Below are 14,214 nucleotides of genomic sequence, written 5' to 3' on the forward strand. Positions count from 1 at the left end.
GACTGCATCCGACCGATATCCGACGAACGGAGCACGATGGGCACCACCGACGCCGAGCACGTCTCCGGCCGACCGACGATGACGCAAGAGGAGTACGCACGCTCCCGGGACAGCGTGTGGGTGGGCGCCGCCGTCCTGTTCACCGATGCCCTGGGCCGCGTACTGCTGGTCCAACCCACCTACAAACCGCACTGGCTGCTGCCCGGCGGCGGCGCCGAACGCGGCGAGAGCCCCCACGCAGCCGCCGGACGCGAAGCCGCCGAGGAACTGGGCCTGAACCGCGCGCCGGGACGCCTGCTGGCCTCCCAGTACGTCCCCCCTGACCACCCGAGCATCGCACCGGACCTCCCCTTCCCCGGCGAGATCCGCCACGTGTACGACGGCGGCACCTTGACCGAACAGGACCTCGCCGACCTGCGCCTGCCCCCGCACGAACTCGCCGACTACGCACTGCTGGACGCCGCCGAAGCAGCCCAACGCATGACCCCTGTCTACGCCGCACTCATGCTCGCTGCACTCCGAGCCCGTCTGTCCGCCACCACCGCCCACCTCTGCGGCAGCAACCACACCGGACAGGTCCCCCCGCTCGACCACCACCAGGTCCTGCCCCGGCTCCGCTCGGGACACAGCTGGCCCTGGCGCACCACCCCGGTCCCCGACGGGATGCGGATCATGCAGGCGTGGGGCTGGCTCTTCGCGCCCGACGGGAGGGTGGTGATCGTCGTCGATCCCCAGAAACGGTGGCCAATGCTCCCCGGCGGCACCGTTGAGCCGACCGACGTCTCCCCGGAGGACACACTCAGGCGAGAGGCCACCGAGGAAGCCCAAGTGACCGTCGGCGGGGACATCACCCGGCTGGGATGGATCCACGACGCGACCGGCGAGGTCTACGGCGGCATCGGAGAATGCGCCCGGCTCCGGCTGGCCGCACCGCTCACCACCGTCGGCCCGGCCGCGGTCGACCCGGCCACCGGCCGACAGTTCGCCCGCCTGCTCACCACACCCCAGCAGGCCGCGGGCCTTCTCGGCTGGGGCCAACAAGGCCATACCCAGGCCGAGTTGGCAGCGGAGATCGCACACGAGCGATGGGGGATCCCGTACGCCGCGCCATCCCCGATCACCGAACTCCGGGAATCCCGCGGGCGTCGGTAGCGCCCCCACCTGTCCGGGACCGCGGGGCACCAGGCGCCCTCGGCGGGGCATACCGCAACACGTATAAACTCAAGCCGGAAGCCCGGGGAACCGCGGCGTGGAACGCCAGGGGCACCGCCGTCCGGGAGATGGAGGAAGCCCGGCCGCTGCTACCTCGCGCTGCTGGCCGCCGCCGAAGAAGCGGCACCCTAGGAGGTACACCAAGATTCCGCAAAGGCCCTAACCGAGCCCCACGCCACGCCCCCTACTGAAGTCGGCCCCCATCTGCGGGGGCAGCGGTCGCACCGCTGCTCCTCACCCTCACCAGCGATCACACCTCACCCCTTATAGCCCCTATGCCGGAGTCAGCGAAACTGCCCAGGAATGGCACATCGCCGGCGTAGAATCGCAGGTCAGTGAGTCTGCTCCCCGCACGCGCGGGGATGGTCCCTCCTCCTCCTTGCCGGTGACGCCCTGCACGGTCTGCTCCCCGCACGCGCGGGGATGGTCCCACCGCGGCGGCCGAGGCAATGGAGGAATGGCGCTGCTCCCCGCACGCGCGGGGATGGTCCCGGCTCGCGCAGGTATTCCTCGACGATTTGCTGCTGCTCCCCGCACCCGCCGGGATGGCCCTGCCTTCTACTGTTCCAGCACCGTTGATCTTCTTGACGTGCAAGGTCAGCAGACGTCCCAGACATCTCTGGCCAACTGCAGCCGACCGCCCGTCCGTGCCCTGCTGCCGCGGGACCGGCCGGGCACGGAGCATCTTCTGTCGGCTCTCCAGGGATTAGGACATCGCGTTCCGTACTCTCCGCAGTGTTCAAACACCAGACGGGCTTCGTCATCACCGCGGCGTTAGCGGTCCTTCTCGTTGCTGCCCTGTGCTTCTGGCTCGCGCACCAGGTGGACAGAAGGCCGTGGTCCCACGCCGCGCTCGGCGCCGCCGTCACAGCGGAAGTCGCACTCACCCTGTTCTTGCCGAGCGGGCCCCAGCAGCCGAGGCCGCCCGCGTCTGCGTCATCAACCGCAACTACGCCGAGCCGTTCGCCACTCAGCAAGGGCTGCTCAACCTCCTGCTCTACGCGCCCATCGGATTCTTCGGGCTGTTGGCCCTGCGCTCACTCCTGCCGGTTGTCGCGGGCAGCGGCTGCGGGCCGTCCATACCCCGGTCAGCGGCGAATCCTTCGCCGACTTCTCGATCCCTTGCTCTGGGAGGACTGGCGGCGGCGCGGGCCGGAGAACCCAGCGCGTGTCGGCGGCGGCACCTGGGGCATGGAGCTGACCGCGTGGATGCTGCGCTATGACATCGCGGTGGCCAGGCACTTCCCGTGGTGTGTCGGGCAGCCCGCGAGGGCCGCTGTCGCAAGTCTCCGGAGTCCCGGGCAGGCCGGGCGCTGTGAGTTCGAGCAGTGGGCGGCGGTGGTGACGGGTTCGCGGTGGTGACGGGTTCACAAGGTGGTGGGAAGATCGGCCGGGATCCGCGGATGCGGGACGACTGTGCGGCGGCGGTGGTCGGACCATCGCTGGACATGCCTTGCGGCCTTCGGACAGCCGGGGATCCGGCTCGGCACCTTCCCGATCGGCGACGGCACAGGAGGACACGGGTGATACCGCACGTACAGCTGCCGGGAGATGCGACCAGCTGGAACTCGAAGGACCGGGCGGCAGTCGCTGCCGGTATCGGCGGCCACTGCAGGAGCACGGGGTTCTTCTTCGTCCACAACCACGGTGTCCCCACCGACCTGATCAGAAATGTCCATGCGGAGATGCGGCGGTTCTACCAACTGCCCCTGGCGGAGAAGACGCGGTACGACGCGACCGAGCAGTCCCAGTTCCTCGGGTACCGCGAACTCGGCAGAGAGCGGAGCCGCACCCATCGCGGCACTGAGGCATGCGAGCAGTACCGGGTCGGCAACACCACCCGCGAACTCCCCCTGCCCGCGTCCGTGGACTTCTACCATGCGCACTTCCCGAAGTCCCTGGAGCTCTTCCGTCACTTGACTCACCTGGGCGACGGAATCCTCGCTGCCTGCGCCCTGGACCTGGGGCTGGAGGAGGACGTGTTCACCGCCTGCCTGAGCAACCCGCTGCACCGGCTGGGTCTCAACTACTACGGTGCGAGCCACTCGTCCGGCGCCGGCTCCACTGTCGGCTACGCCATGTCGCCGCACATCGACCTGTCCCTGCTGACCATCCTGGACCAGGACGAACCTGGCCTGGAGGTCCGTGCCCCCGACGGAGGATGGATGGAGGTCCCCACCGTTCCCGGCGCGTTGTTCCTCTTCCTCGGCGACTATGTGCAGCGGTGGTCGAACGGGCAGCACCGAGCGGCACCACACCGGGTCGTCACGGTGCGCCGCGACCGGATGTCGATCCAGTACAAGCACCGGCCGGACTACGGAGTCGTGGTCCGGCCCCTGGACGCTCTCACCAGTCCGGCCGATCCGCCGGCATACGCCCCGCTCAACACCGGTTCCGACTACGTGGCCGTGCTGAGGTCGATTCTCGGCAGGTGACTCCGGCGGTGCCACGGATGCGGGCGTGTGAGCCCGCCGCGTGTCCCGGCGGGTGAAGGCCGGGCGCCCGGAGAGTAGCGTCGGCGTCGGCCTGCGAACGGTCCGTAGCGGTGTCCGGACGCGGCGACGACGGCGGGACAGTGAGCGACGTTACGCCGGGCCGGGTTCGAGGGAGCCGAGCCCGCAGGGGGCTGCGCCTTGCCCGGCCGTCGGCTCCCCTCGTCGGCGGCCGTCCTCAGCGACCACCCGCTTCCGTTTCGCGGTTCGTGGCGGAGGCCGTGAACGACGTCCACGGCGATCCGGCCAGCGGAGCGAGGACGGCGCGCCATCCGTCGGCGGCCGACGGCCCGGCTGCTTCCAGGGCGGCTTGGAAGAGTGCTCGCTGCCGGGCGTGCAGGGTGCGTTCGAGTGTGGCGCCGCGGTCGGTCAGATGCAGTTCCTTGCGTCGGCGATCCCGGACGCCGGCGGCGACGCGTACCAGTTCGTCGCTGATCAGCCGGCGCAGTGGTGCGTTGATGGCCTGCTTGGTGAGGTCCAGGGTGTCGCAGAGTTCCCCGACGCTCATGCCTGGTGAGTAGGCGAGGAACGTGAGGATGCGGTGGTGGGCGCGGCCCATGCCGTGTTCGGCCAGTGCTTCGTCGGCGGCGCCGGTGAAGGCGCGGTAGGCGAAGTAGAAGAGCGTGAAGTCGTGGTCGAAGGCGTCCGGGCGAGAAGGGTCAAGCATGTTGACATATTACCCCGGGGTTCCTATGCTCACCACCTAGGTCAATGACATTGACATATTTCTCGCGTCGCCGGACGCCCGACCGGCGCTCCGACGCACCACTGAACGTCAGAAAGGCCGGTGACCGTGATGCCGGACATCACCGTCGGCGCATATCTCCTCCGTCGCCTGCGCGAACTGGACATCGAGCACGTCTTCGGCGTGCCAGGTGACTACAACCTCGGCTTCCTCGACCAGGTCCTCGACTTCCCCGGCCTGGACTGGGTGGGCACCTGCAACGAACTGGACGCCGGATACGCCGCCGACGGCTACGGCCGGCTCCGTGGCGCCGCCGCCGTGGTGACCACCTTCGGCGTCGGCGAGCTGTCCGCCGTCAACGCCGTCGCCGGCTCCTACGCCGAGTCCGTACCCGTGATCGCCATCACCGGGATGCCCGCGACGACGGTGGCGGCGGCCGGAACGCCCGTGCACCACACGCTGATGGACGGCGAATACGACCACTTCGGCCGGATGTTCGCGGAGGTGACCGTGGCCCGCGCCACCCTCACCGCGGACAACGCGCCGCACGAGATCGACCGCGTCCTGCGCGCCCTGCGACAGCACCGCAAGCCGGTGCACCTCAACCTCCCCACCGACGTCGTCCTCGCCCGCGTCCCCGCGCCCTCCGCGCCACTGCCCGCCGCTGACACCCCGACCGACCCGGACCTGCTGCGTGCCTTCCGCGACGCCGCCGCCCACCTGCTGGCGGACGCCCGGACCGTGAGTGTGCTCGCGGGGCACGAGGCGGACCGGCACGGACTGCGCGGCCCGCTGGCCGAGCTGCTCGGAGCCGCCCCGGTGCGTGCGGCCGTGTACTCCACGGGCAAGGGCGTGGTGGACGAGTGCGCACCGGCCTTCGCCGGCGTCTACACCGGGGAGTTCAGCGCGAAGTCCGCCCGCGTCGCCGTCGAGGACGCCGACTGCCTGATCCTGGCGGGTGCGCCCGTCACCGACACCGTGACCGGCGGCTTCACCCACCACTTCCCCGCCGGCCGCACCATCGAGCTGCGACCCGGCCGGGCCACGGTGGGCCGGGCGGAGTTCACCGGTGTGGTGATGGCCGACGCGCTGCGCGCACTGACCGGCCTGATCCACGAGATGCACCTGCCCGAGCCCGCCGGTTACGGCCGGCCGACCGGCGCCGCCGCCCGGACCGGCGCAGCACAACCGCCCCACGGCACACAGGACGAAGCGCTCACCCAGGACCAACTCTGGGCGGCCGTGGGCGACTTCCTGCCCGATTCGGGCGTACTCGTCGCGGAACAGGGCACCGCGTTCTTCGGAGCGCAGGAACTCCCCCTCCCCCAAGGCGCCCGGTTCGTCGGACAACCGATGTGGGGCTCGATCGGCTACACCCTCCCGGCCACCCTCGGCACCCAACTCGCCGCCCCCGGGCGCCGGTCCGTGCTCGTCATAGGCGACGGCTCACTGCAACTGACCGTGCAGGAACTGGGCACCATGACCCGGCACGGCCTGTCCCCGGTGATCGTCGTCATCAACAACGACGGCTACACGGTCGAACGCGCCATCCACGGCGCCACCGCCTCGTACAACGACATCGCCTCTTGGGACTACACCGCCCTGCCGGCGGCCTTCGGCGGAGGCGACCGCTGTGTCACGCGGCGCGTGACCACACCCGCGGAGCTGGCGGACGCGTTCTCCCTCGCCGCCGCCACTCCGGAAAAGCTGGTACTCATCGAGGCGGTGCTGCCGCGCGACGACGCACCCGAGCTGCTCACCGCCCTCGCCGGCCGCTTCGCCGAGCAGAACGACTACGGCGCCTGACCGTGGGCTGAGTGCTTGGGCCATTCCCCGGCGGGATGGCCCAAGCACAGCCCCGGCCGGGAATCCGGGCGCCGGACGACGACCCGTACGGGTTGCGTGGACGGACGAGCAGCCGGCGCACCCCGTCTCTACCGCCCGGTTGCGTCCCCGTGCTCCTTCGCTGCCTCGGCGAGTGCGCGTACCAAGGGGGTCGTGCGGTCCGTGCGCCAGATTTCCGCCACGGCTTCCTGGACGTCCTCGTATGCCGGTTTCAGCCGCTGGAGCAGCGCCTCTCCGACGGGGGTCATCCGCACGTGGCGGCTGGTGCGCTCGAAGAGCTGGGCGCCGATGGCGCGTCCCTGATTCTTGATCGCCTGGCTGACACGGGCCGGGGAGACATGCAGGCGCTTGGCACTGCGGCCGAAGTGGAGCTCCTCCGCGAGCGTCAGGAAGATCTCTATGTCCCGCAGTTCCATCCTGTCCCCCGGTTCCCCCTGGCCCCCCGTGATCGTGAACCTCTGGGTTAACGGCCATAACAAGATCGGCCATTGTTCCCGGACCGCCCGGTACGCATACTGGCTACCGGGCCGGGAGGCCGCTTCCCGCAGGTGACCTGAGCCGGCATGAGGCGGCAGGACCGGCCCGGCCGACGAGCCGAAAGACGCGGACCACGCGGACCGCACGGAAGGCGCGTACCTCATCGGTCATAGGCCTCGCCGCCCTCCACCCGACCACCCGACGCGCCTGACCGGCACGACATACCGCGTCCGGAACGCTGTCCCCCTTCACAGGAGTTGACTTGACTCTGCCATCGGTGAGCTACCGACCCCTGACCGGCCCCGAGGAGATCGACCTCTTCTGCCGGCTCTCCTACGTCCTCGACCACGAACTGACCGACGACTTCGCCGCCGGCTGCCGTCGCCCCGAGTGGTCCTGGGTGGCCCTGGACGGCGACCGTCTCCTCGCCCGGCTCGCCTGGTGGACGACGCCGGGCGGTGACGTGCCGCTGCAGTTCGACTTCTTCGACGTCGACGACACGCTGCCCCGGGCCGACCGCGACGAGATCGGCCTGCGGCTGTTCCAGACGGCGACGGCGACCGTCTTTCCGGCGGGCGCGAAGCTGCCGGAGTACAGCCGCTTCGTCCCGCCCGACTGGCACGAGGACCCCGCAGCGCGCGAGGTGGTCGAATCCCGCACCCGTGTGCTGGCGAGCACCGGCGCACGGCTGCTGGTCGAGCGGCTGCGGCTGCAGTGGACCCCGTCGTCCCCGCTCCCGGAGCCCAAGGGGCGTCTCGTCTTCCGCCCGGTGGCCGACCGTGAGGACCTCATCGCCCTGATGACCCCGGTCATGGAGGGCACCCTCGACGCCCACGGCCAGGCGGACCTGGCGTCCGGACTGAGCCCGCGCGAGGCGGCGGAACGGCACTACGACGGAGAGTTGGCCGGGTACAAGAGCCCGCACGAGTGGTGGCGCATCGCCGAACTCCCCGACGACGGCGGCCCGGTGGGCTTCGTGGTCCCCGCCCGCAACAACTACCACCCGATCATCGCGTACCTCGGTGTCCTGCCCGCACACCGCGGCAACGGCTACATCGACGAGATCCTCGCCGAGGGCACCCGCATCCTGGCCGCCGAGGGCGTCGACCGGATCAGGGCATCGACGGACCTCGGCAACGTCCCCATGGCGAAGTCCTTCGCCCGCGCCGGATACGTCAACTTCGAACGCGCCCTCAACCTGGTCTGGGACTGACCCGGCTTACCGCGAAGGCACGGCCGGCAGCCGCTACCGGCGTTCTTGGGACCGTGCTTTCGCGCTTGGCGGTCAGGCAGGCTGGACTTCGTCGAAGAGGGCGAGGGCTTCGGAGGGGTCCGGGCTCACGAGGCGTTCCAGACCGGCCTTCGTGATGGCCGCCCACCTGCCGGCCCGTGCCCACATCTGTTCCTCGAAGGCGCGGACGGCCTCGTCCAGATCTCCAGGGCCGGGGGCGGCGGCGATGGACTCGGCGAGTTCGGCGCCTTCCAGCATCGCGAGGTTCGCGCCCGCCCCCAACGGCGGCATCAGGTGGGCGGCGTCGCCCAGAAGCGTCACCCCGCAGACGTGGGTCCAGGTGTGGGACACGGGCAGGACGTAGAGGGGGCGGTGGGCGAAAGCTGTGCCGTGGCGGATGAGGTCGAGGACGGGAGCGGCCCAGCCGTCGAACAGGGCCAGCAGGCTTGATCGCACGGCCTCGACGTCGGCCGGGCCCAGGCCCGCGAGCTGGTTCAGGCCCATGTGCCGATCCGGGTTCGTGTCCCGGTCCAGCGGCGCGCGGAACTGGGCGTACACCTTGACGTGGCCGCCGCTGTTGCGCTGGGCGACGAGCGCGCGGTTCACGCCGTACACCGCCATGGAACCGTCGCCGACCAGCCGGGCGAGGTCGGGGTGGCGGGTGTCGATGTCATCCAGGGAGGTCTCGACCAAGGTGACACCGGTGTACTGCGGCGTCGCGGACGAGACCGCCGGGCGGACCCGGGACCAGGCACCGTCCGCGCCGATCACGAGGTCGAACGTCTCCTGTCGCCCGTCCGCGAAATGGACCAGCACGCCATCCCGGCTCCGCGGCACCACCTCCGTCACGGCCCGCCCCCACTGGACGTCCAGAGGCCCGAGCAGCAGGTCACGGAGTTGCCCGCGGTCGATCTCCGGATGGGCCCGGTCGCCCGGACGAGGTTGCCAGTCGCGCAGGACGGTCCCGTCCGCGTCCAGGATGCGCATGGCCTGCCCCTCGGGACGGGACAGCGCCTGGAACTCCGCCAGCACTCCCGCCTTCTCCAGCGCCAGCTGGCCCAGCCCCTCGCGCAGGTCCAGCGCGCCGCCCGCGGGACGGGCGTCGCGGGCGGGATCGCGTTCGAGGACGGTGACCGGGTGACCATGACGGTGCAGGACGCGGGCGAAGGCAAGGCCGGCGGGGCCGCTGCCGACCACTGCGATACGGGGTCTCATGTCGATACAACGTACGGCCCCTCAGCAAGCCAGTCCGCCCCGTCACCGGAAAAGACGGTGGGCGGCGCCCACCACGCACCACGTCGTTAAAGTGACCCGATGGTCGGCCAAAGGGAATCAGGCTCGCGGCAAGGAAACGGGGGCGCCGCGGCATGGTCCGTCGCGACCAATGTCGTGGGTTTGACCGGGGAGTTCACCGATCCACTGTGGCGGGTGCCCATCCGCCTGAACCCCGTGGAAGTCAGCCTGCTGCGTACCGAGCCGTTACGGCGCCTGCACTTCGTCGCGCACGGTGGGGCCTCGACGGTCAGCACGTTGCAGTCGTACTCCAGGCTTGAGCACACCCTCGGCGTACTCGCCCTGGTCGCGCACTTCCGCCCGGAGGACGAACTCCTGCGGGTCGCGGCGCTGTTGCACGACATCGGCCACCTGCCCTTGAGCCACACCTTCGAAGGCGTTCGGGGCCTCGACCATCACGTCATCGGCACGCAGCTCCTACGGACCGACCCGGTCCGCTCTGTGTTGGAGCAGCACGGGATCAGCGTCGATGCCGTAGCCGCCGCGCTCGGCAAGCAGCCGCACTCGCCGCTCACCAACCGCTCGGGGCTGCTGAATCTCGACCATCTCGATTCCTATGTGCGCAGCGGGCGTGCCGCTGGTGGAGCTGACCGTCGGCCTGCTGGCCGTCGGCCTCGACAGGCCCTCAGGGTGCCGGCCGGCGAGGGTGGGCGGGGGTTGCCGTCACTCGCACCGTGGCTCCCGGTGGTGCTGTCGGGAGCAGTAGTCGGGCTGTGCCGGGGCCGTTGTCCACCACTGTCACGGGGCCTGCCCCGGTGACGGAGAGGCGGGCTCCGTCGGGGAAGGCGGAGGTGGGGAGGGAGAGCAGTGTCCAGGTGTGCCGTGTGGTGCGGTTGGCGGTCAGGGTGAGGGTGTAGGTGCGGGTGGCCGGGGTGTAGGTCTCGGTGCGTGGGGTGCCCGCTACTGCTGGTGCGTACGGGGTGAAGGCGGGCTGTTTTCCGGGGGCAGGGTTGCCGTGGGGGTCGTAGGCGCAGTACCCGCCGCCGTTGGGGGCGCGGCAGTCGTACCACAGGGCCCAGCCTGCGGCGAAGCGGTCCATGGAGGCTACTTGACGTTGCATCAGTTCTGCGTTTCCGGGGGTGGTGGCCTGCGGTGGGCCCCATTCGCCGACGAGTACCGGCAGCCGGTGGGCGGTGGGGTAGGCGTCGATGGCGGCTTCGTAGTTGTCGATGAAGTGGCTCGCGGGGTTCCAGTCGGCTCCTGATTCGACGGCGGTGTCGTAGTAGTGCGGGGCGTAGCCGATGCGGTCCACGCCGGGCCGGGGGTCATCGAAACCGGGCAGGCTGGTGGGGACGCCCTGGCCGACCAGGACGGTGGGTTCGAGGAAGAGCCACGCGTCGGGGTCGGTGGAGCGTACGGCGTCGATCAGCCGCCGGTACATGGCCGCCAACCGGCCGCGTTCCAGGGCGGCGGATGCGTTGATCTGGTCGTCGGGGTCGGCAGGGTCGCCGGGAACCGGCCCGAAGGGCTCGTTGAACAGGTCGTAGCCCAGCAGGGAGCGATGTCCGCGCAGGGTGGCCGCGACCTTGGCGTAGACGGTGGTCTGCGCGGTGCGGAGATCGGCGTCGTCGTACAGATGCGTGAAGGCGGCCTGTACGGCGGGCTGGAAGTAGTCCGTGAACCAGTCGTCGGGGTTCGGCTCGAAGGGGAGTCCGTCGGTGCGGGTGGCCCAGGCGGGGATGCCGTTGTGGCCGAATGCCGGGCCGAAGACATCCTGATGCCAGTCGATCAGGACCAGCACCCGGTGGCGGTCGGCCCAGCCCAGGATCCGGTCGAGGTAGGACAGGTAGCCGGTGTCGTAGCGGCCACGGTGCGGTTCGACCTTCTGCCACTGGATGTTGAGCCTCAGGAGGCCGAAGCCGTCGCCCGCCAGCTGGGCGATGTGTGCCTCGGTCACGGTGTCGGTCTTGCCGCGGTTGAGCCCGCGCAGCCGCAGGACACGGCCGTGCCGGTCGGTGAGGTGCGTGAGGCCGTCGGGTGAGGTGACGGTGCCGGAGGGGACGGCCTGGTCGGCGGCCCGGCCGTGCGGGGCAGCCGCCGGTTCAGGCCGGGCGACCGCCCGCGCGGTCGCTTCAGGCTCCACCGCGGGGGCGGCTCCGAGCAGGGCCAGGCCGAGGACCAGGATCACGGCGGCGTTGCGCAGGCGCATAACAGCCTCCCGATAGCAGGAAGTTGACTGAGAGTCAGTCAGCGGCTGCTATGTACCCGCTGGGCGTCCTCACTACCATCGGCGGTGGTGCGGCGTCAGGGGGCGTAGATCTGGGCGTAGAGGCCCTGGATCTCGTCGGCGGTGGGCACGGCGGGGTTGTTGGCGGGGGAACCGGACGCGAGGGCCTGCTCGGCCATGAGGGGCGTCAGGCGGGTCCAGGTGTCCTGGTCGATGCCGTAGTCGCGGGGCGTGGGCACGTCCAGATCGCGGCAGAGCGTGTGCAGGGCATCGACGAGTTTCCCGGCGGCCCTGACGTCGCCGTCCGCGTCGGTCGCGGCGCCCAGGGCGCGGGCGCAGTCGGCGTACCGGCTGGGCGCCGCGTGTACGGAGAAGGCGGTCACCGCGGGGAACAGCATGGCGTTCGACAGGCCGTGGGCGACGTGGAAGTGCGCGCCGATCGGGCGGCTCATGCCGTGGACGAGTGCCACGCTGGAGTTCGAGAAGGCGATGCCGGCCTGGGTGGCGGCGAGCATCATGGCCTCGCGGGCCGGCACGTCCGCTCCGTTCACGTAGGCGCGGCGCAGATGGCGGCCGATGGTCGCGATCGCGGTGAGGGCGAGGCTGTCGGAGAAGGGGTTGGCCTTGCGGCTCACATACGCCTCGACCGCGTGGGTGAGGGCGTCGATGCCGGTGTCGGCGGTCAGCCGGGGCGGCATCGACATGGTCAGTTCGACGTCGATGACGGCGGCGAGCGGCAGGAACGCCGGGCCCAGGCAGAGCATCTTCTCGTCGGTGGCGCTGTCGGTGATGATGGTGAACTGGGTCGCTTCCGAGCCGCTGCCCGCGGTGGTGGGCACCGCGATCACGGGGAGCGCGGGGCCGGAATTGACGCGCGGGGCCTTGTGGTCGCGCATGGCGCCGCCCTGCACGCCGAGCAGAGCGAGGGCCTTGGCGGTGTCCACCGGACTGCCACCGCCGAACCCGATCACCGCGTCCGCCTCATGGTCGTGCAACGCCTTCAGGCCCGCGGCCAGGGAGTCGGTCGTCGGGTCGGGCACCGTGTCGGAGAACAGGCCCGGGTGCAGCCCGGCGTCCTTCAGCGTCACCGTCAGGCGCTCGGCCGCGCCCGTCCCGACCAGGAACGCGTCCGTCACGATGAGCGGGCGGCGCAGCCCAAGGCCGGTGATGACCTCGCCCAACTCGTCGGCGGCTCCGCGGCCGATGCGCATGATCCGTGGCAGGGACAGGCTGGCAGTCATGGAGAACCTCTCGGTGGGGAGGGAGAGTGCGGTGCTCTGCACTGTTCGACTGTGACGCCCCGGACCGTGTGCGTTCAATCGCCAATGCCGCAGACCTGATGTGCACAAATGCAGATACGGTGATCTTGTGCACTCCTGTCCCCGACCCGCCGACGAGAATCCGGCCCCGCGCCCGGAGGCCGACCGCGGCACGGTCGACCCCCGCCGGCTCCGTGCGGACGACCTGCGCTCTCTGCTCGCGGTCGCCCGCACGGGCCGTCTGGTGGCCGCGGCCGACGCGCTCGGCGTGGACCACACCACCGTCTCCCGCCGTATCGCCGCGTTGGAGAAGGCCCTCGGACTGCGGCTGATGGAGCGGGGCACCGAGGGGTGGGCGCTGACCGACGCAGGGAAGACCGTCTCGGAGAACGCACACGCGATCGAGGACGCGCTGGCCCGCGTCGTCGACGCGGTGTCAGGCCAGGGCACGCCGTCGCTCCGGGGCACCGTGCGGGTGAGCGCACCCGACGGCTTCGGCACGGTCATCGCCACACCAGCACTGGCCCGGGTGCGTCGGCTCCACCCCGGGCTGCACACCGAACTCATCACCGCCACACGGCAGTTGACCCTGTACCAGTCCGGCGTCGATCTCGCCCTGGCCATCGGGACACCCACCGGAAGCCGCCTGGTGACCGAGCACCTCACCGACTACACACTGGGGCTGTACGCCAGCGACGCCTACCTCGCCCGGCACGGGGCTCCCCGGTCCACCGCCGACCTGCCGGAACACGCACTGATCTTCTACGTCGAGTCCATGCTCCAGGTCGGCGACCTCGACATCGAACACCATCTTCCGGGAGCCAGCCCCGCGTTCTCCTCCACGAACGTCTTCGCTCAACTCGAAGCCACCAGCCTGGGAGCCGGCATCGGTGTCCTGCCGGCCTTCCTCGCCCACCGGGCACAGCTACGACGACTCCTGCCCGAAGAGGTCGACATCCGGCTGCCGATCACCCTGGCCGTACGACGGGAAGCGGTCACCCACGCCGCCGTACGCGCCGTACGCGACGCCCTACGCCACGAGGTCGCCCACCGCACCGCCGACTTGCTCCCGCAGTGAACGAAGGCGCCCTGCGGGGTGTCCGTTCAGCGGCGGCGGAACCGAAGAAAGGAATCGCTAGGGCCTGTTGTGGTCGCTGGTCACGGTCTTTTCGGCGAAGGTGAGGAGTTGGCCGGGGGCGAGGGGGGCGTCGGTCGCCGAGGGGCCCTGGACCTGCACGATGGCATCGGCAGGCGGCAGCGGACGAGGTTCGCCGGGCGAGCGCCAGGCCGAGCGGATGGTGCAGCCGGTCTGCGCCTCGACGGCAGTCGCGTCTATGAAGCCGAGGCCCTGCGGGGTGGCGATGACGCCGACGTCCCAATTCGCCTCTTGGGTGGCCGTGATCAGCTTGCCGACATCGCCGGCGATGCCGGACGCGCACACAACGACGTACAGGGAAGGCTTCTTGGCCTGCTGCTCCAGTCGATCGCTCACGCGGGACTCCCAGTCGACAGTCGACGGCTGAAGTGATGCAGTCCCGGCAGGCTACGACGGC

General features: G+C 70.5%; 9 protein-coding genes and 3 pseudogenes. 6 read left to right on the plus strand and 6 right to left on the minus strand.

The genetic code is table 11. The features are described from left to right. The first annotated feature begins 36 nt into the window (after positions 1-36). Positions 37-1,152, plus strand: coding sequence for an NUDIX domain-containing protein (locus tag ACIBK8_RS29750; RefSeq protein ID WP_399045115.1), 1,116 nt, complete (start codon positions 37-39; stop codon positions 1,150-1,152). Positions 1,153-2,735: 1,583 nt separating this feature from the next. Then, a complete protein-coding gene (locus ACIBK8_RS29755; protein ID WP_399045117.1) occupies positions 2,736-3,647 on the plus strand; it encodes an isopenicillin N synthase family dioxygenase in 912 nt (303 codons plus the stop codon). Positions 3,648-3,882: 235 nt separating this feature from the next. Here ACIBK8_RS29755 and ACIBK8_RS29760 read toward each other — a convergent pair whose 3' ends face one another. Continuing rightward, positions 3,883-4,371, minus strand: a complete 489-nt coding sequence (locus tag ACIBK8_RS29760) for a MarR family winged helix-turn-helix transcriptional regulator (protein WP_399045119.1) — start codon at positions 4,369-4,371, stop codon at positions 3,883-3,885. 129 nt (positions 4,372-4,500) lie between these two features. Between ACIBK8_RS29760 and ACIBK8_RS29765 the strand changes: the two genes are divergently transcribed. Next, positions 4,501-6,195: an alpha-keto acid decarboxylase family protein gene (locus ACIBK8_RS29765; RefSeq protein WP_399045170.1), complete on the plus strand. Its 1,695-nt coding sequence runs from the start codon at positions 4,501-4,503 to the stop codon at positions 6,193-6,195. A 218-nt stretch (positions 6,196-6,413) separates the two neighbouring features. Here ACIBK8_RS29765 and ACIBK8_RS29770 read toward each other — a convergent pair. Then, a pseudogene (locus tag ACIBK8_RS29770) lies at positions 6,414-6,650 on the minus strand (LysR family transcriptional regulator); the annotation flags it as partial. A gap of 338 nt (positions 6,651-6,988) precedes the next feature. On the opposite strand from ACIBK8_RS29770, the gene ACIBK8_RS29775 reads away from it, so the two are divergent. After that, a complete protein-coding gene (locus tag ACIBK8_RS29775; protein WP_399045121.1) occupies positions 6,989-7,924 on the plus strand; it encodes a GNAT family N-acetyltransferase in 936 nt (311 codons plus the stop codon). A gap of 72 nt (positions 7,925-7,996) precedes the next feature. On the opposite strand, the gene ACIBK8_RS29780 is transcribed toward ACIBK8_RS29775, so the two are convergent. Further along, positions 7,997-9,157 carry an FAD-dependent oxidoreductase gene (locus ACIBK8_RS29780; RefSeq protein WP_399045123.1) on the minus strand — a complete coding sequence of 387 codons (1,161 nt, stop codon included), beginning with the start codon at positions 9,155-9,157 and terminating at the stop codon, positions 7,997-7,999. 99 nt (positions 9,158-9,256) lie between these two features. Here ACIBK8_RS29780 and ACIBK8_RS29785 point away from each other — a divergent pair. Then, positions 9,257-9,616: pseudogene (locus ACIBK8_RS29785) on the plus strand (HD domain-containing protein); the annotation flags it as partial. Positions 9,617-9,860: 244 nt separating this feature from the next. Here ACIBK8_RS29785 and ACIBK8_RS29790 read toward each other — a convergent pair. Both ACIBK8_RS29790 and ACIBK8_RS29795 read right to left on the minus strand, forming a co-directional pair. Then, positions 9,861-11,384, minus strand: coding sequence for a cellulase family glycosylhydrolase (locus ACIBK8_RS29790; RefSeq protein ID WP_399045124.1), 1,524 nt, complete (start codon positions 11,382-11,384; stop codon positions 9,861-9,863). A gap of 95 nt (positions 11,385-11,479) precedes the next feature. After that, positions 11,480-12,685, minus strand: a complete 1,206-nt coding sequence (locus tag ACIBK8_RS29795) for an iron-containing alcohol dehydrogenase (protein WP_399045125.1) — start codon at positions 12,683-12,685, stop codon at positions 11,480-11,482. Between the two features lie 85 nt (positions 12,686-12,770). Between ACIBK8_RS29795 and ACIBK8_RS29800 the strand changes: the two genes are divergently transcribed. After that, positions 12,771-13,739 (plus strand): LysR family transcriptional regulator, encoded by a 969-nt coding sequence (locus ACIBK8_RS29800; protein ID WP_399045126.1) that lies wholly within the window; start codon positions 12,771-12,773, stop codon positions 13,737-13,739. 159 nt (positions 13,740-13,898) lie between these two features. On the opposite strand, the pseudogene ACIBK8_RS29805 reads toward ACIBK8_RS29800, so the two are convergent. Next, a pseudogene (locus ACIBK8_RS29805) lies at positions 13,899-14,141 on the minus strand (flavoprotein); the annotation flags it as partial. Positions 14,142-14,214 lie beyond the last annotated feature (73 nt).

This window comes from Streptomyces sp. NPDC050161 (assembly GCF_044460025.1).
In the GTDB taxonomy this organism is placed as follows: Bacteria; Actinomycetota; Actinomycetes; order Streptomycetales; family Streptomycetaceae; genus Streptomyces.

Coding starts and splice junctions, on each gene's coding strand:
- ACIBK8_RS29750 (WP_399045115.1), top strand. CDS start 37: ATGGGCACCACCGACGCCGAGCACGTCTCCGGCCGACCGACGATGACG.
- ACIBK8_RS29760 (WP_399045119.1), bottom strand. CDS start 4,371: ATGCTTGACCCTTCTCGCCCGGACGCCTTCGACCACGACTTCACGCTC.
- ACIBK8_RS29765 (WP_399045170.1), top strand. CDS start 4,501: ATGCCGGACATCACCGTCGGCGCATATCTCCTCCGTCGCCTGCGCGAA.
- ACIBK8_RS29780 (WP_399045123.1), bottom strand. CDS start 9,157: ATGAGACCCCGTATCGCAGTGGTCGGCAGCGGCCCCGCCGGCCTTGCC.
- ACIBK8_RS29790 (WP_399045124.1), bottom strand. CDS start 11,384: ATGCGCCTGCGCAACGCCGCCGTGATCCTGGTCCTCGGCCTGGCCCTG.